General features: G+C 53.1%; 16 protein-coding genes. 12 read left to right on the forward strand and 4 right to left on the reverse strand.

Annotated features, from left to right (window positions below):
• Positions 1-107 precede the first annotated feature (107 nt).
• From H8B09_RS02870 to H8B09_RS02885, 4 genes are all read left to right on the forward strand, one after another.
• The gene (locus H8B09_RS02870) at positions 108-443 is read left to right on the forward strand and encodes a YlbF family regulator (protein ID WP_191201954.1); all 336 of its coding nucleotides are present in this window, start codon (positions 108-110) and stop codon (positions 441-443) included.
• A gap of 139 nt (positions 444-582) precedes the next feature.
• The gene (locus tag H8B09_RS02875; protein WP_191201955.1) at positions 583-876 is read left to right on the forward strand and encodes a hypothetical protein; all 294 of its coding nucleotides are present in this window, start codon (positions 583-585) and stop codon (positions 874-876) included.
• Positions 877-971: 95 nt separating this feature from the next.
• The gene (locus tag H8B09_RS02880; protein ID WP_191201956.1) at positions 972-2,336 is read left to right on the forward strand and encodes a DRTGG domain-containing protein; all 1,365 of its coding nucleotides are present in this window, start codon (positions 972-974) and stop codon (positions 2,334-2,336) included.
• Positions 2,337-2,365: 29 nt separating this feature from the next.
• Entirely contained in the window at positions 2,366-3,139 is a 774-nt protein-coding gene (locus H8B09_RS02885) for a class I SAM-dependent methyltransferase (RefSeq protein WP_191202777.1), read from the forward strand.
• A 74-nt stretch (positions 3,140-3,213) separates the two neighbouring features.
• On the opposite strand, the gene H8B09_RS02890 is transcribed toward H8B09_RS02885, so the two are convergent.
• Complete coding sequence (locus H8B09_RS02890; RefSeq protein ID WP_191201957.1) at positions 3,214-3,513, reverse strand: YtpI family protein; 300 nt, start codon at positions 3,511-3,513, stop codon at positions 3,214-3,216.
• Between the two features lie 163 nt (positions 3,514-3,676).
• Positions 3,677-4,531: a helix-turn-helix transcriptional regulator gene (locus H8B09_RS02895; protein ID WP_191201958.1), complete on the reverse strand. Its 855-nt coding sequence runs from the start codon at positions 4,529-4,531 to the stop codon at positions 3,677-3,679.
• A 229-nt stretch (positions 4,532-4,760) separates the two neighbouring features.
• Between H8B09_RS02895 and fabF the strand changes: the two genes are divergently transcribed.
• Positions 4,761-5,999 carry a beta-ketoacyl-ACP synthase II gene (gene fabF, locus H8B09_RS02900; protein WP_191201959.1) on the forward strand — a complete coding sequence of 413 codons (1,239 nt, stop codon included), beginning with the start codon at positions 4,761-4,763 and terminating at the stop codon, positions 5,997-5,999.
• A 198-nt stretch (positions 6,000-6,197) separates the two neighbouring features.
• On the opposite strand, the gene H8B09_RS02905 is transcribed toward fabF, so the two are convergent.
• Entirely contained in the window at positions 6,198-6,695 is a 498-nt protein-coding gene (locus H8B09_RS02905; protein WP_191201960.1) for a sporulation membrane protein YtrI, read from the reverse strand.
• Between the two features lie 2 nt (positions 6,696-6,697).
• A complete protein-coding gene (locus tag H8B09_RS02910; RefSeq protein WP_191201961.1) occupies positions 6,698-7,027 on the reverse strand; it encodes a YtrH family sporulation protein in 330 nt (109 codons plus the stop codon).
• A 331-nt stretch (positions 7,028-7,358) separates the two neighbouring features.
• Here H8B09_RS02910 and H8B09_RS02915 point away from each other — a divergent pair, with 331 nt between their 5' ends.
• The 7 genes from H8B09_RS02915 to H8B09_RS02945 all read left to right on the forward strand — a co-directional run bounded on the left by H8B09_RS02915 (position 7,359) and on the right by H8B09_RS02945 (position 17,272).
• Complete coding sequence (locus tag H8B09_RS02915) at positions 7,359-11,177, forward strand: DNA polymerase III subunit alpha (protein ID WP_191201962.1); 3,819 nt, start codon at positions 7,359-7,361, stop codon at positions 11,175-11,177.
• Positions 11,178-12,118: 941 nt separating this feature from the next.
• Positions 12,119-12,610 (forward strand): phosphatidylglycerophosphatase A family protein, encoded by a 492-nt coding sequence (locus tag H8B09_RS02920; RefSeq protein ID WP_191201963.1) that lies wholly within the window; start codon positions 12,119-12,121, stop codon positions 12,608-12,610.
• A gap of 143 nt (positions 12,611-12,753) precedes the next feature.
• Positions 12,754-12,942: a glutamate decarboxylase gene (locus H8B09_RS02925; protein WP_191201964.1), complete on the forward strand. Its 189-nt coding sequence runs from the start codon at positions 12,754-12,756 to the stop codon at positions 12,940-12,942.
• Between the two features lie 36 nt (positions 12,943-12,978).
• Positions 12,979-13,863: an acetyl-CoA carboxylase, carboxyltransferase subunit beta gene (gene accD / locus H8B09_RS02930; RefSeq protein ID WP_191201965.1), complete on the forward strand. Its 885-nt coding sequence runs from the start codon at positions 12,979-12,981 to the stop codon at positions 13,861-13,863.
• Positions 13,853-14,911, forward strand: coding sequence for an acetyl-CoA carboxylase carboxyltransferase subunit alpha (locus tag H8B09_RS02935; protein WP_191201966.1), 1,059 nt, complete (start codon positions 13,853-13,855; stop codon positions 14,909-14,911). The genes accD and H8B09_RS02935 overlap by 11 nt, the downstream gene beginning before the upstream one ends.
• Positions 14,912-14,944: 33 nt before the next feature.
• Positions 14,945-16,699 carry a pyruvate kinase gene (gene pyk, locus H8B09_RS02940; RefSeq protein ID WP_191201967.1) on the forward strand — a complete coding sequence of 585 codons (1,755 nt, stop codon included), beginning with the start codon at positions 14,945-14,947 and terminating at the stop codon, positions 16,697-16,699.
• 90 nt (positions 16,700-16,789) lie between these two features.
• Positions 16,790-17,272, forward strand: a complete 483-nt coding sequence (locus H8B09_RS02945; protein ID WP_397376038.1) for an acyl-CoA thioesterase — start codon at positions 16,790-16,792, stop codon at positions 17,270-17,272.
• Positions 17,273-17,285: the final 13 nt, after the last annotated feature.

Raw genomic sequence — 17,285 nt, forward strand, 5'->3', positions numbered from 1 at the left:
CCAACGTTTTACTAAACAATTGACGACAAGACCTTGGCTGGGCAGTGTACACAGTGGTATGATCGAAGTAGTATGATGCAATTCGCGGTCATTAGGAGTGGATGGAGATGAACGTATACGATAAGGCTTACGAACTGGCGAAGTCACTTCGCGAGTCAGCTGAAGCGCAAGCGCTTCAAGCAGCCAAGCAAGCAGTAGATGGCGATGCGGATGCTAAACGCTCGCTGGACAGCTTCATGGAGCGGCAGCACAAGCTGCACCATCAGATGATGAGCGGAGAAGAGCCGTCGCCAGGCGAACTCGAGCAAATGAATAAGTTGTATGAGGTGCTGACGCTTAATCCTCTGATCAGCAAGTATTTTGACGCAGAGCGCCGTTTCTCCGTCTTATTCGAGGACGTGAACCGGATTCTCGGCGAAGGCTTGAAGTCGCTGCTGGATTAATTGGCTGCTTCAAGAGGTGGACGACCGGTCTATTGTTTTATTCGACCGCATACGCTAATAGGGACAAGCGCATCTATCCTGTCTTATTGGGATATGAATGGGCTAACGCTTATTTACGCGAATGCGAGGAGGATATCGAATGTCCGGAACAATCCGCAATGTCATTTATTTGGCTATCGCGATCGCGATGGTGCTGTACGCGCTGCCTCGCATAGAGTTTGGGCAGAGCTGGACGCTTAGTACGGTATTCGGAATTGTGTGGCTTGGCTTTGCTCTCATTGTGATCAGCGCGCAGCTGTACCTGTTGTTCGGAGTCAAAGAACGGACGAAGCAGCGGCTGGCGCAGATCAAACGTGAACGTGCTGCGATATGGGAACGTCGTATGCAGCAACCCGTCCAAGCGCAGATGCGCTATCGCCGTTCGAAGCAATGAGCAAAGCCCGATGCCCGGGAGGGTACCGGGCTTTTGTTGTGTATGAAGCGGTTCGCGGGTGAGCAGCAGGTAGATCATAACAGGGGGCTGTCAGCATGACGAAGAACGGTGGAAGCGGCATCGATGGTGATGCCGCTCTAACGAAGCACGAGCAAATATTGGCGGCAATCGAACAGCTTGAGGTTGGTTCCAAAATATCGGTTCGCGCCATTGCCAAATCTCTAGGCGTAAGCGAAGGTACAGCCTACAAGGCGATCAAGGAAGCGGAGGCTTCCGGCATTGTCAGCACGCGCGAGCGAATCGGTACGGTCCGGATCGAGAAGCGCAGCAGAGGCAATTCGATTCAGCTTACTTTCCGCGAGGTGGCGGAGATGGTTGAAGGTCGTGTGCATGGCGGCGAGAACGGCCTGGACAAAACCTTGAACAAATTCGCTATCGGCGCCATGGAGCTTGAAGCGATGCTTCGTTATATCGATGAAGGCAGCCTGCTTATTGTCGGCAACCGCGAGAATGCGCACCGCGTCGCGCTGGAGCAAGGAGCGGGCGTACTCGTGACCGGCGGCTTCGCGCCAGGAGAAGAGATTAAGCGGCTTGCGGATGAACGAGAGCTGCCGATCATTGTATCACGTTACGATACGTTTACGGTTGCTTCGATGATCAACCGTGCCATGTATGACCGTCTTATTAAACGCAAGATCATGCTCGTTGAAGACATCGTGGCGATGAGCAAGCCGGCACAGGTGCTTCGTCCAACGGATACGGCGGCTGATTATCACCGGCTGTCTACCGATTCCGGCATGTTCCGCTTCCCGGTCATTGACGATAGGGCCCGCGTTATTGGCATGATTGCGAGCAAAGATGTCATCGGCGCACAGGATGATGCGCTCGTGGACCGCTTGATGACGCGGCACCCGATTACGATTGCACCGAACATCGCTGTTATTTCGGCTGCCCATACGATGGCCAATGAGGGCATCGATCTGCTGCCTGTAGTCGACCGGCATCGGAAGCTGTTGGGTGTCGTCAGCCGTAAGGACGTGCTGGATGCGATGCGTTATGCAGGCAAGCATCGGGAAACGGGTCAGACATTCGACGATTTGATGTGGGACGGGTTCATACAAGAGGAAGTAGAAATTGGCGATGACCAATACGAATATCACTATACAGGCAAAATTATGCCGCAAATGTCCGGCCCTCTTGGCACTGTTTCCGAGGGTGTGCTTGCAGCGCTCATGATGGAAGCGGCTAGACGTTTCGTACGAATTGTCGGCAAGCATGATTATGTAATTGAAAGCTTGACGACTTATTTCATGAGGCCTGTACAGATTGACAGCGATATTCGTCTGACACCGCGAGCTCTGGAGATCGGACGTAAGTTGTCCAAGCTTGAGGTTGAAGTTTCCGACAGCCGCGGATTAGCTGCCAAAGCGATGCTGACGGTACAGACGATTGAGCCATAGATAATCGATAAGAAGCGGAGGCGATTGTTATTCCATCAGATGCCGAGACGAATAGTAAAGAACGGTTCTCGAATCGAGTAGATGCATATGTCAAGTACCGCCCAAGTTATCCCGCAGAGGCGATTGCACATCTTTATCATACGATCGGCTTGAGTAGGAGCAGCGTCATCGCAGATGTTGGTGCAGGCACTGGCAAGTTCTCCGAGCTGCTCTTGAATCAAGGAAGCCCAGTCATCGCTGTTGAACCAAACAAGGAAATGCGTGAAGCAGCGGAGCAAAGGTTAGGTGCGAATCCGTTGTTCCGTACTGCGCCGGGTTCTGCAGAAGAGACCGGGTTGCCGAATCACTCCGTCGACTTCATCGTATGCGCGCAGGCATTCCATTGGTTTGATCGCAGTGCAGCACGCCAGGAGTTTGCGCGAATTCTAAAGCCTGGCGGACAAGTTGTGCTCATCTGGAACTCGCGAATTACTAGCGGCACGCCTTTCCGCGAAGCATATGACCGGCTGCTCCATACATACGGCATCGATTATGCGAAGCTGATGCATAAGAACATTTCGCCTGCGGATCTTGCAGCTTTCTATGCACCGAAGCCTATGGAAGAGGCTAGATTCGTGAACAGCCAAGCATTCGATTACGAAGGGCTGAGCGGCCGTATGCACTCATCCTCCTATATCCCGACGCCGGATCATCCGCAATATGAACCGATGATGAAGGAGCTCCGCCGGGTTTTCGACCAGAATAATCAGAACGGACTTGTGGCATTCGATTATGAAACGGAAATTTATTGGGGCGAGCTGTAAGGCATAACTCATTCTCATAACACAAAAAGGGTTGAGCAGGAGTATCACTTCTGCTCAACCCTTTTATGTGTTTGTCATACGCGTTTCGCCATCTGCCGGTATGCGCTCTGATTGCGCAAGCCCGCGAAGATGTTGAACACGCCCAGCACGAGCAATACTGCGCCGATGACGACCTTCAAGGTAGAACCGGAGAAGGCGAGCATCTGGAACAGGGCGATCAGAATGAGCATCGCGCCCATACTAATATTCATGCGTGCGCCATTAAGTCCGCGAACAAGCGGATCGGTTGACCGTCTGGATTTGAAGCTGTAAATAACGGAGACGACCGAGGATACCAGGACACCTATCGTTAACAGCCAGTGAAGTATGTACATCGTGTGCAGCTCCTTCGAACTTAATAGATCTATTGTAGCATAAAAGGGGGCAGGCCTCGCAATGCCGCAGCTAAGAACGAATAGCGAACTTTACATTGCAGATGCTCAAGTGAAGCTAGCTTTAGTCACGGACATCACAGACAGCACAGAAAGAAATGGACAATTACAGTCCCGGTGCGGCAAGCAGCTTACGAAGCTTGCCCTCAGTCTTCGAATCCGGTGCTGGCGTATAAACGCTGAGACGCAGATCCGTCTCGCCATGCTGCTGCAGCGAACTGAGCTGGAACTGCATTTTGCCTGCTCTCGCATGGCGGAACTCAATAATGACTTCGGGCGCCGTGCTGACCCGGCTGCGTTCCCAGAGCGGCTGGAAGTCAGGATGCTGCGCCGACATCTCGCGCAGAAACTGCTCGTACCAGCTGTCTTCGACATACTGTCCATAATAGGAGCGGAAGATCGCCAGGTACCCGCTCGCAAAGTGCTCCCAGTTGATGGCGAGACGTTTAAGCTCCTGGCGAGAGAACAGCAGCGAGATCATGTTGCGTTCCTCGACCGGTACGAGGCCGAAGTCGAGAAAGACATGGGCAGCCGCTTCGTTCCAGCCGACAATTCGGCATCTCCGATCGGAGACGATGGTGGGACAATAACGAAGTTCTTTCAGGATGCGCATCAATGAGGGAGACAGCTCCGGAGCCGGCTCCAGCTGTGCTGCTGCAGTGCTGACGCCGCTGCCAGCATCCAGTGCCAGCGAGAATAAGTAACTGCGCTCATCACGCGTCAATCGGAGTGCACCTGCCACTGCATCTAACACTTGCGGAGAAGCTTGGATATCCCGCCCCTGCTCCAGCCACGTATACCAGGTTGTGCTGACGCCAGCCAGTTGTGCAACCTCCTCCCGCCTTAAACCAGTCGTCCTTCTTCGTATACCGATAGGCAGTCCTACCGATTCCGGAGACAATTTGGTCCGCTGATTTTTTAAGAATGCGGATAAAGCGGCTAACCGTGCTGCGTGATTCATCATCAGACCTCCTTTTAATTATGGAATAAGCAATATCGGGATCATCGCGATTGCTTATAGGTATTAGGTAGAGAAGATAAGGTAAGGTTCCTCTATCGAATTAGAGTTAGTAATAGTACTCATTATACTAGGATAACCAACAACTTGTAATAGGATAACCCTTGTGACATGATACTTAATACCAGGTACTAAGTCAAAGGTATTTCAGTTATCGAAGGAGTTGATTCGAATGGAACGAGCGGTTGTAACAGGGATGGGTGTCATTTCGCCATTAGGTCAAGATACAGGTTCAATGTGGGGACGCCTTATTCGAGGAGAGTCTGGCATAAGGGCTATCGAGGGGATGGATACAAGCAGGCTGCGCAGTAAAATCGCAGGTGTTGTTACGGATTTCGATGCAGAAGGACGCTTCGGACGCAAGGAAGCGCGCAAGATGGACCGGTTCGTCCAATTCGCGCTGGCAGCAGCAGAACAAGCTGTAGAAGATTCGGGATTAGATATGGAGCAGGTGGATCGGGAAAGAGTAGGCGTATACGTCGGTTCTGGCATTGGCGGACTTCAAACGCTGCTGGAACAAGACGGGACCCTAAGGGATCGGGGGCCGGAGCGGGTGTCGCCGCTGCTCGTGCCAATGATGATTTCGAACATGGCGGCAGCAACGATCAGCATTCGGTATGGAGCGCATGGTCCAACGCTATCGCCTGTTACGGCATGTTCCATCGGCAATACGGCAATCGGAGAAGCGCTGCGATTGATTCGGCTCGGCCTTGCAGACATTGTGATCGCTGGAGGCTCGGAAGCGGCTATAACCGAGCTGTCGCTTGCGAGTTTCGGCAATGCAACGGCAATGTCCACACGCAATGAGGAACCGATGCGGGCAAGCCGACCTTTCGACGAACAGCGGGATGGGTTCGTCATGTCGGAAGGCGCTGGCATTATCGTTCTGGAATCGCTCTCGCATGCGAAGCGGCGCGAAGCTCGCATCTACGGTGAAATGATCGGCTATGGCGCAAGCTCAGATGCATATCATATCGTCGCTACCCATCCGGAAGGGGCAGGGGCTCAGCTCGCGATGCGTCATGCTCTAGCGGATGCTGCCATTGCACCTGAGGATGTCGATATCATCAGCGCACATGCGACGAGTACAGGTGTTGGCGACCGTTCGGAGGGGCAGGCAATCAGACGTTTATTCAGTGAACATACGGACAGGGTACCGGTTACGGCGAACAAATCGATGCTTGGCCATATGTTAGGCGCAGCAGGCGGCGTTGAAGCGATAGCGTTGATCCAAAGTCTGCGGGAGGGCATTGTACCGCCGACCATTAATCTGGAGCAGCTGGATGCATCATGTGGTTTAGCGAATGTGCCCAATCAGGCAATGAAACGTCCGCTTACGATCGGATTGTCGAACTCTTTTGGTTTCGGCGGGCATAATGCGGTTATTGTTGCGAAGCGGTTTGAGGAATAACGGAATGGAAGTCCGATTCTGCTGCACATAAAATGACCGAGCGGAAGGTAATCAAACCAATAAGCGTGGCTCCTTGGCGAGTCACGCTTATTTGGCATTTACAAAGGAACGTACGTTCGATAAACTTATAGTAATGAATTATTCTAGAGGAATATTTCTGTATGAAGGGGCTGGCTTGCGGCATTCCCTAATGGTCGATCAAGTCGGCGGCCGCTCGTATATCGTTGCACGCGCCCATACTTGCAGGATGTTGTCTACGACGAGTACGGTGCGAATGCTGACCTGGTAGTCAGCGCCGCGAATGCCGGCGTATAGCTTGTTCTTTAGCAGCGTACGCGCCATGTCGGCATTTTCGTCGATGGAGTAGATGCTTTTGCCGATGAAAACAGATAGATCCTCCTTCAGCCGCTTCTTCAGCTCCGTTTCCACGAGCACGTTAAGCGGCTTGTCCTCGTCATCAATGTAAGGAACGACGCTTTTAATGACGGTGTGCTGATGCTGCAGTTTTTGGAGCTTGTTGATGTCGAGAACGTTTTGCTCCAATTGCTCTTTCAATTGTTCATTCAATTTGGCGACTGTATTGAAATTGTTCATGAAGATCGAGTGATAGACCGCAGCGCCTACGACGCTGCCGAGCAGCAGCACGACGCTATACCGAACATAACGGTAATAACGGTCGAATTGCGGGATGCGCATACTTAGTAAGCTCCTTTGCAGATCGCCTTGATCAGCTCCGTTCCCATATGTGCGCCCAGGAAGGAACAGAGGATATAGAAGATTTGCACCGCCACGGGCGACAGATGCCCCGCAAGCATATTGCTTTCGATAACGCGCATGGGGTCAATGGAACCGCCGACAGCGGCTACGATCGCCCATATTTTGAGTTTTGTGGCTGTCTCTACCATGTATACCGCAGGGGGAGCCAATACGAACACAGAGCCGATACCTGCGAGCATTGAACCACCAACGACGACGCCGAAGGCGATCATCATATCGACTATGGCTTTGGCTAGAACACTATTAAGCATCTAACGCAACCTCCTGTTCCGCATCGCCGTAAGACTAGAGAGACAACCTCTCATACGCCTGTCCGGCTCTTATACATTGTATGGACCGATAGGGGTGCAATATGATGAGAAACTTTTAGGAGCACCAGACTTTGAGGATGGGCGAAATATCGGATACGATATGATTTATTTCTTGTTCGTCTACGTGATTAAAAGAGGATGCATGAACAACCTTTTATAAATTTTTATGTGGTAAAATAGTCATATTACGTATTCACAAAGTACGGTTTTCAGCACCGAGAAGGTTGGTTTAAGATTCGATCCATTGCACGGCAAGGGAGGTAAGGATATCATGAACGCTACGGAACAAGGACGGAATCGATTCGTGCATTTGCACGTTCATAGCGAATACAGCCTGCTTGATGGCGCAGCGCGAATACGCGATCTGGCTGCAAGGGCGGCGGAGCTTGGGATGGATGCGCTCGCGCTCACGGACCATGGTGTCATGTACGGTGCCATACCGTTCTATAAAGCGTGCCGTGAGCACGGCATTCGGCCGATTATCGGCTGCGAGGTTTATACGACGGCGGGGTCGCGTTTCGATAAAGGCACGAGAAAAGATAACCCGATCTACCATCTCATTCTGCTTGCGAAGAACGAGACAGGCTATCGCAACCTGATGAAGCTCGTGTCGATCGGCCATTTGGAAGGGATGCACTATAAGCCCCGCATCGATATGGAGGCGCTTGCGAATCATGCAGAGGGTCTTATCTGCTTAAGCTCATGTCTTGGTGGTGAGGTTCCGCAGCATTTGCTCCACGGCAGGAGCGATGAGGCGAAGGCGGCTGCACAGCGGCATCAGGCGATTTTTGGCGACGATTATTATATTGAACTTCAGGATCATGGCCTGCTAGAGCAGCGCAAAGTGATGCCGGAGCTCATTACGCTCGCACGCGAACTCGGAATCAAGTTAGCGGCAACGAACGATGCCCACTATTTGCAGCCGGAAGATGCAGCGATGCAGGATGTGCTTATATGTATCGGAACCGGCAAAACCGTTGATGACGAGGATCGTCTGAAGATGGCCACGGATCAACTCTATCTTAAGAGCGGCGACGAGATGGCGGCGCTGTTCCGCCATGTGCCGGAGGCGATTGCGAATACTTTGGAAATTGCGGACAAATGCCGTCTGGAGCTGACGCTTGGCCGCGCGGCGCTGCCAACGTTCCGTCCGGTGCCCGAAGCGATGACGAGCGCGGATTATCTCGCGGAGCTGTGTCGCGGCGGACTGGAAGAACGGTACGAAGGAATGCCTAGTGCAGAAGCGAAGGAACGTCTTCAGTATGAGTTAGCCGTTATTGAGCGGATGGGATACAGCGATTATTTTCTTATCGTATGGGATTTCATTCGGTTTTCTCATGAACGAGGAATCCGGACTGGCCCAGGACGGGGCTCATCAGCGGGCAGTCTTGTTGCGTATGTACTGCATATCACGGATGTTGATCCGCTCAAATATAAGCTGCTCTTCGAGCGTTTCCTGAACCCGGAACGGATCTCGATGCCCGATATCGATATCGACTTCAATGACGAGCGGCGCGATGAGGTTATCGCCTATGTAAGCGCCAAATATGGCGAAGAGCATGTAGCGCAAATCATTACGTTCGGCACGATGGCAGCGAAGGCGGCGGTGCGCGACGTTGGACGTGCGATGAATGTGTCGTACGGCGAAGTCGACCGCGCGGCGAAGCTTATTCCGAATCAACTTGGCATTACGCTGGAAGAAGCGCTTCGCACGAGCGCAGAACTTAGAGATGCATGCGCGAAGCAGCCGCGAACCGATGCGCTGCTGAAGATGGCGATGAAGGTGGAAGGGATGCCGCGCCATGCATCTACCCATGCGGCAGGCGTCGTGATCTCGCAGGAACCATTGACGCATTATGTACCGCTGCAGGCGGGTACGGAGCGGACGGCGCTCACTCAATATTCGATGGAAAATTTGGAAGCCGTCGGTCTGCTGAAAATGGACTTTCTTGGCCTCCGTACGTTGTCCATCGTCGAGCGGACGCTCCGGTGGGTGAAGGAATTGTACGGCCGCGACATCGACTTCCGTCATGTGCGTGACGATGATCCGCTAACCTATGCGATGATTGGACGCGGCGAGACGACGGGTATTTTCCAACTCGAGTCTACGGGCATGCGACGCGTTCTGAAAGAGATGAAGCCTTCGGCTTTCGAGGATATTATCTCCGTGCTCGCGCTGTATCGTCCAGGTCCGATGGAGTTTATACCCAAATATATACAGGGCAAGCATGGTCTAGCTGAAGTAAGTTATCCGCACCCTTCCCTTGAACCGATACTGTCTGATACGTACGGCATTATCGTCTATCAGGAACAGATTATGCAGATCGCCTCAGCGATGGCCGGCTTCTCGCTAGGTGAAGCGGACCTGCTCCGCCGAGCGGTTTCGAAGAAGAAACGCGAGATATTGGACGAGGAGCGGGCGCATTTTGTGGCGGGCAGCTTGAAGCAGGGTTACTCCTCGGAGGATGCCAATCATGTCTATGACATGATCGTACGTTTCGCTGATTATGGCTTCCCGCGTGCGCATGCTGCAGCTTATGGCGTCCTAGCTTTTCAGACTGCTTATCTGAAGGCGCATTATCCCGTGCCTTTCATGGCATCCATGCTTGCTTCCGTGACGGGCAACCAGCGTAAGACGGCGGAGTACGTGGACGAGTGCAGGCGGATGGGTATCGCGGTGCTGCCGCCGGATGTCAATGAGAGCGGCGTAACGTTTACGCCGGTGAAGGGAAATGCGGGAGAAACCCAGGATGCAGAGGATGCAGAAGAGGCTTCTCAAACAGCAGGAGCGGGCCTAGATACAGGTGATTCCGATGGCGCGATTCGATTCGGTCTCGCTGCTGTTAAGAACGTTGGTACACAAGCGATTGAATCTATTATGAAAGAACGAGTAGAGCGTCCTTATGACAGCTTGGCAGATCTGTGCCGCCGCGTTGATCTGCGTGTCGTGAACAAGCGCGTCATGGAATCGTTGGTCATGTCAGGCGCGACGGATTCTCTGCCTGGGCATCGGGCCCAGCTGCTGGGAGCTCTCGATGAGATCGTAGAAGCAGCAGCCAAATGGCGGAAGGACAGGGAAGAGCTGCAGCTTGACTTGTTCGGTTTCGAAGAGGTCATCAACTGGGAGGTTGAGCTGCCGGAAGTACGTCCGTATACGACGGGGCAGAAACTGGAGCTTGAGCGGGAGCTGCTTGGCCTGTATTTGTCCGGTCACCCGATCGACGCGGCGGAGGAATCGCTCGCGCCGCATGGCGTCGATCGGCTTGTGGACCTTGCTGAACAGCCGGATGGAACGCTTGCTGTGCTGCCGGTGATGGTCGTATCGACGAAGCCGATGATGACGCGCAAAGGCCAGGCGATGGCGTTCCTCGAAGTGGAGGACCGCATCATGCGCGTTGAAGCGGTCGCGTTCCCGGCGTTCTGGAAGCGGCACGCGGAGAAGCTGGAGAAAGGCGGCATCGTCCTTGCGCTTGCCGCCGTTCAGCATCAGGACGACGACTTCAAGCTGCTGCTTGAGGATGTCGTCCCGCTAGACGGCCCTGACCCGAATCTAGCGGGTCAGGTACGCCGCCTGCGCCAGCAGGCGCGCGTGCGGTCTCCGCGCGCCGCTGGCGAGGCCCCGGCGCGCACAGGCGGAGCCGCGCCGGGGCCTGCTGGCGCTGGCACTGCCGATGCAGCAGCTTCGCGCAGCAGCATCGGCAGCGGGGCCAGCGCCAGCGCTGCGCGGCAGCCTTCGGCAGCCGCGCCACGCCGCGAAGCGGCGGCACCGCCTGCGGGGGCGAAGCCCGCAGGCGAGCGGCCCCCGCAGGGGGCCGAAGGCGGGGCGGCTGTGCAGCCCCGCCAGGCGCCACCCGCTAAGCGTGCGCAGCGGGTGTACGTCAAGATCGCAGCCGGACGCGAGCATTCGTCCGTGCTGGAGAAGCTCAAGCAGCTGCTCGTATCGCATCACGGACCGCTTGCCACTGTCCTGTTCTACGAGCGCGATCAGCGCATGCTTGCGCTTAGTGAGCAGTACAGCGTCAAGCCTTCGCCGGAGCTATTCAGCGCAGTAGAAGGTCTTCTGGGCAAGGGCGCCATCGCGGTGAAATAGGAGCCAAGCCCCTACAACCCTTTTTATTAAAGTCATCAACCCTACTGATAAATTTCTACCCACCTAAATCCTCCCTGCAAGGGAGGACCCCAGGGGACTCCCGTCCCCTGGACCCCGGAAGGGGAAACGTGGGACATTCAGAGGCGCGGATATGGGAATGTCTGCTGGGAGCCGCGTGCCCCTTCGGGTCACAACTTACGGTTACTCGTTTTAAAATAAAGTAAGTAATGGTTAGCATTACTTCTTACTCCCCTAACGATATCGTCCCAAACAGAAAAAAGCGCTGCTGAGCATGCTGAGCAGCGCTTTTTTCTGTTTGGATTTCGACAGTTCAAATGTGGTTTTACGGCTCGAACAAAGTTTACATCTCGAACAAAAGTTGTGACCCAAGGGTCACACGACTCCCAGCACGCAGTATTTTTCAACCGCCGCAGTCCCATCATTATCCGCTTCGCAGACTAAGTAGGGGATGGGTAGAGGTTTACAGCTCGAACAAAAGTTGTGACCCAAAGGGTCTCACGACTCCCAGCACGCAGTAATTCTTAACCGCCGCAGTCCCATCACCATCCCCTTCCGGGGTCCAGGGGTTGGAAACCCATGGGGCCCTCCCTTGCAGGGAGGGTTTGGGTGGGTAGAGATCTTTCATTTTTATTCTTAATATAAATTGGGGTCATAGGGGCGAAGCCCCTTCAAAACCGGGGTCACAGGGGCTCTGTCCCTGGAGTCCTCCCTTGAGGGAGGACATAGGCCGGTTCGCTGGTTATGCACGTCCTTTTTTTCATGCACAAATCGTCAGCATGCTGCATACATTTAGGAGACATCGGGCATTTGCCGCTGCATCACCTTTGCAGGACTTGCCCGTATTGCGGCACAAATGCCGCAAGCGACTTGCCGGCAGCGCCCGGAACGTTCGTGACGCCCCGGCCACGGAGGGATGACGATTGACGAGCGGAAGCGGGATTGAAGCTTGGCTGTTAAGACGTGGCGTGTCGATCGGCGACGTTGCCGAAATCGTATTTGCGCTGCAGCACCCTTATAATGCCGATTTGACGATGGAGCAGTGCGTAGAAAGCGTACGAGCCGTATTGGTGAAGCGAGAGGTGCAATATGTCATGTACACAGGCATCGCACTTGATGAATTGGCGGAGCGCAAGCTGCTGCCTCAGCCGCTGCAGGCGATTATGGAAACAGACGAATCGTTGTATGGGGTCGATGAAACACTGGCGCTTGGAATTACAAATGTGTACGGCATGATTGGATTGACGAGCTTTGGCTATCTTGATAAAGTAAAGCCTGGCATTATCCGAAAGCTTAATTTGAAAGGCCCTCATATTCATGTATTTCTAGATGACCTTGTTGCAGGGCTGGCTGCAGCCGCATCCGCACGGATTGCTCATCAGGATCCGAAGGCGGCACGTTACGAACTGCCTTAGATTTTACTGCTTGCAGTATAGGGGGAATATACCGCCTGAAAACATCGGCTCCTACCGCTTTGTTGCGGCCTGAAGAGAAGTTATGCTATCATAAGTTCATTATAGGGCCTGGAAACCGATGTTTTTAGGGGGTACAACCTTTCATGTGGACGGTCATCTATATCGCGCCTACAACTAGAATTGCAGAGAATATCAAGAACCGGCTGACGGAGGAAGGATTCCTCGTCCAGGTCAGGCCGATCAACCTTTCGAAACAGCAATATGAGATTTTGGTTCCGTCCGGCGAGCTCGAAGAAGTGCAGGAAGTTCTCAACTCCATTCTTCATCCGTGACTCGACCTAATAACTGCGCCGTGAGAGGTGTCATTCGTGTTTAAGGACTTATTTCATAAGAAGAAATATGCGACTGTTCCTTCCGTGCCCGCACCATCTGCGGAGCGACCGAAGAAGGATATCCCAGAAGGGCTTATGAACAAATGCCCGAAGTGCGGTAATATCGCATTCACCAAAGAACTTGAAAAAAACTTGAAAGTATGTCCGTCATGCGGGCATCATTTCCGCTTGTCCGCTTGGGAACGTATCGGAATGACGCTTGATGACGGACGTTTGCTTGAAATCGACGCTCATCTGGAATCCGGCGATCCGCTGTCATTCCCAGACTACAAGAGCAAGCTGCGCAAACAGCAGGAGAAATCAGGACTAACGGAAGCAGTCGTCACTGGCGAAGGCACGATCGGAGGCGTTCCGGTCGTTGTCGCGGTGATGAGCTTCGACTTCTTTACTGGCAGCATGGGTTCGGTTGTAGGGGAAAAAATTACGCGGGCGATCGAATACGCAGATGCGAAGAAATTGCCAATTATTATTTTCTCGACTTCGGGCGGCGCACGTATGCAAGAAAGCATACTGAGCCTTATGCAGATGGCGAAGACTAGTGCAGCGCTGGCCAAGCTCCATAACAATGGCGGCCTGTTCATCTCTGTCTTCACAGACCCAACGACAGGTGGCGTATCGGCAAGCTTCGCGAGTCTTGGCGACATTAATTTGGCCGAGCCTGGCGCATTGATCGGTTTCGCAGGTCGCATCGTTATTGAACAGACGATCCGCCAGAAGCTGCCTGATAACTTCCAGACGGCAGAATTCAACCTGCAGCATGGCCAATTGGATAAAGTTGTCCATCGCAAAGACTTGAGATCGATGCTGACGAAGCTGCTGGAACTGCATACCGTAAGGGGGGATTGGTCCGATGGCGAATGAGCTTCCATTCGAGAAACCACTAGTTGATTATCGCAAGAAGGTCGAAGAACTGAAGCGGTTCGGTCAAATGCAAGGGATCGATTTCTCTGAAGAGATTGCACGTCTCGAAGAGAAATGCAAGCAACTAGAAGACGAAATGTACAGCGAGCTGTCGGCTGCGCAGAAGATGCATCTAGCTAGACATCATCAGCGTCCGACTTCGCTTGACTATATTCAGACGATTTTTACTGATTTCGTGGAGCTTCACGGTGACCGCTTGTTTGCCGACGATCTGGCGATCGTCGGCGGCATTGCGCGTCTGAACGGAGTGCCTGTGACGGTTATCGGCCATCAGCGGGGCAAAGATACGCGCGACAACATCGCACGTTTCTTCGGCAGCCCGCATCCGGAAGGTTTCCGCAAGGCGCTTCGTTTCATGCAGCAAGCTGTCAAATTTAATCGACCTATCGTAACGTTCATCGATACGAAAGGCGCTTATCCGGGTAACACAGCGGAAGAACGCGGCCAATCGGAAGCGATCGCACGCAATTTGCGCGAGATGGCTGCTTTTGGCGTTCCGATCGTCTGCGTCGTTATCGGCGAAGGCGGCAGCGGCGGCGCGCTGGCGCTTGGCGTCGGCAACCGTGTTCTTATGCTGGAGAATGCGATCTACTCTGCGATTTCGCCGAATGGCGCGGCATCGATTCTATGGAAAGATGCGTCGCGTGCCGATGAGGCCGCGGAAGCGATGAAGATTACGGCTAAGGATCTGCTTGCGTTCCAAATTATCGAAGAGATTATACCGGAACCGCAAGGCGGCGCGCACCGTGACCTGGCCGAACAGGCACAATCGATTCAAGAAGCGCTTGTCCGCCACTTGAAAGAGCTGACTGCCATGTCCGCTGAACAGCTGATTGAGGACCGTTACAACAAATTCCGCAAAATCGGGGAGTTTTATGAACGCCAAGATGCGGAAATAATAAATGATAAGAAGCAAGAACTTGAAAACAGCCCTATGAATGTTCAACCAGAACTTGATCTTGTTAAAAGCGTCAATCCAATAGTGTAGTAACGTACCCCAAACGGAGGTTTGAACCTGATTATGCGTAAAACAAAGATTGTTTGTACGATCGGCCCGTCGAGCGAATCGCTCGAGAACACGAAGAAGCTGATCGAAGCAGGTATGAACGTTGCGCGCCTCAACTTCTCGCACGGCGATTTTGAGGAGCACGGCAATCGTATCAAAAACCTGAAGCAAGCACGTCAAGAGCTTGGCAAGACGGTTGCTATTCTGCTGGACACGAAAGGTCCTGAGATTCGTCTCGGCAAGCTGAAGGAAGAACCGATTGAACTCGAAGCAGGCAAGGCGATTACGCTGACGACCGAAGAAATTCTCGGCGATATTAACCGTATTCCGGTTACATACAAAAACTTGCCGAACGATATTTCGGAAGGTTCGACGGTGCTTATCGACGATGGCCTTATTGGCTTGACGGTTGAACGTGTGGAAGGTACGGAGATCCACTGCCGTATCGTAAACAGCGGTCAAATCAAGAGCAAGAAGGGCGTTAACGTGCCAGGCGTGCACATCTCGCTGCCGGGCATTACGGAGAAGGATGCTGCTGATATCGTATTCGGTATCGAGCAAGGCATCGACTTCATCGCAGCGTCGTTCGTGCGCAAAGCTAGCGACGTGCTCGAAATTCGTGAACTGCTCGAGAAGCATAACGGCACGCACATTCAAATTATTTCGAAAATCGAGAACCAACAAGGCGTTGACAATCTCGACGAAATTCTTGAAGTGTCCGACGGCCTGATGGTTGCCCGCGGCGACCTCGGCGTTGAAATCCCGGCAGAAGAAGTTCCACTCGTTCAGAAGCGTATGATCGAGAAATGCAACCGCGTAGGCAAGCCGGTCATTACGGCAACGCAAATGCTCGACTCGATGCAGCGCAACCCGCGTCCGACGCGCGCTGAAGCAAGCGACGTTGCGAATGCTATTTTTGATGGTACAAGCGCTATCATGTTGTCCGGCGAAACGGCTGCTGGTAAGTATCCAGTTGAATCGGTACAGACGATGTCCCGCATCGCTGAACGTGCTGAAGCAGCACTGGAATATCGTGAGCTGTTCGTGAAGCAGGCGAATGCACAGCAGACGTCCGTAACAGAAGCGATCAGCCAAGCAGTTGCGAACTCTGCGCTGGATCTGGAAGCAGGTGCGATTGTAACGTCGACGGAGAGCGGCTACACGGCACGCATGGTGTCGAAATACCGTCCGAAATCGCCAATCATCGCAGTTACACCTAATGAGTCGGTAATGCGCCGACTGGCGCTTGTATGGGGCGTAGTCCCTGCATATGGTGCAGAAGCGGACACGACCGACGCTATGTTCGAGACGGCTGTTAAAGGCGCACTCGCAACAGGTATCGTTGGTCTCGGCGACACGGTTGTTATAACGGCAGGTGTTCCAGTTGGCCGTGCAGGTACGACGAACCTGATCAAAATTCACCACATCGGTGAGTTGGTTGCCAAAGGTCAAGGCATTGGCACGCAATCGGCTAAAGGTAAAGTCGTTGTTGCGCGTACAGCTGAAGAAGCAATCGCGAAGACAACGGAAGGCTCGATTCTTGTAGTCGTAGCTTCCGACAAAGAATATATGCCGGCTGTTGAGAAGGCTGCTGCTATCGTAACCGAGCAAGGCGGTATTACGAGCCATGCAGCAATCGTTGGTCTCAACCTGGGTATCCCTGTTGTGCTTGGTATCGAGCGCGCAACGGAACTGCTGCATGACGGTATGGAAATAACGCTGTACGGTGAGACAGGCGTTATCTATACGGGACAATCCAAAGTATTGTAATAACGTAGGTTTACTCGAGCGACGGTCTATTAGCCGTCGCTTTTGTTCTAGGTACGATTAGTCCACTTTTCGAGAAATGCAGGGATGAAGATGAACGAACAACAATGGCATGTTCATCCGCTTCGAGTCCGTTATGAAGAGACCGATCAGATGAGCGTCGTCTTTCACGGCAATTATTTGACGTGGTTTGAGATTGGACGGACGGAGTGGATCCGGCACGCAGGTTATGCTTATCGCGACATCGAAGCCGCAGGACTGCTGCTCCCGGTTATCGATGTCGATTGCAAATATGTCAAGCCAGCTCGTTATGACGATGTTGTACTCGTATGTACAAGGATTGCAGATTATTCGCCGGTGCGTTTAGCTTTTGAATCGCAGATCAGGCTAGGTGATGCATCGTATTTGGCTGCTGGCAGCGGTTTGCGTAATGCAGAAGCATTAGAGGCGTGCGAACTGCTCGCAGCGGGCGGTACACGCCATATGTGGGTGAACAGCTCATTCAAGCCGACTAGGCTGGATCGGACGATGCCGCAGCTTTATACTATGCTTCTGCAGTTGGTGCAAGGGAAATAATTAGCAGCGAATT

The organism is Paenibacillus terricola, from assembly GCF_014779765.1.
Lineage (GTDB): Bacteria > Bacillota > Bacilli > Paenibacillales > Paenibacillaceae > Paenibacillus_T > Paenibacillus_T terricola.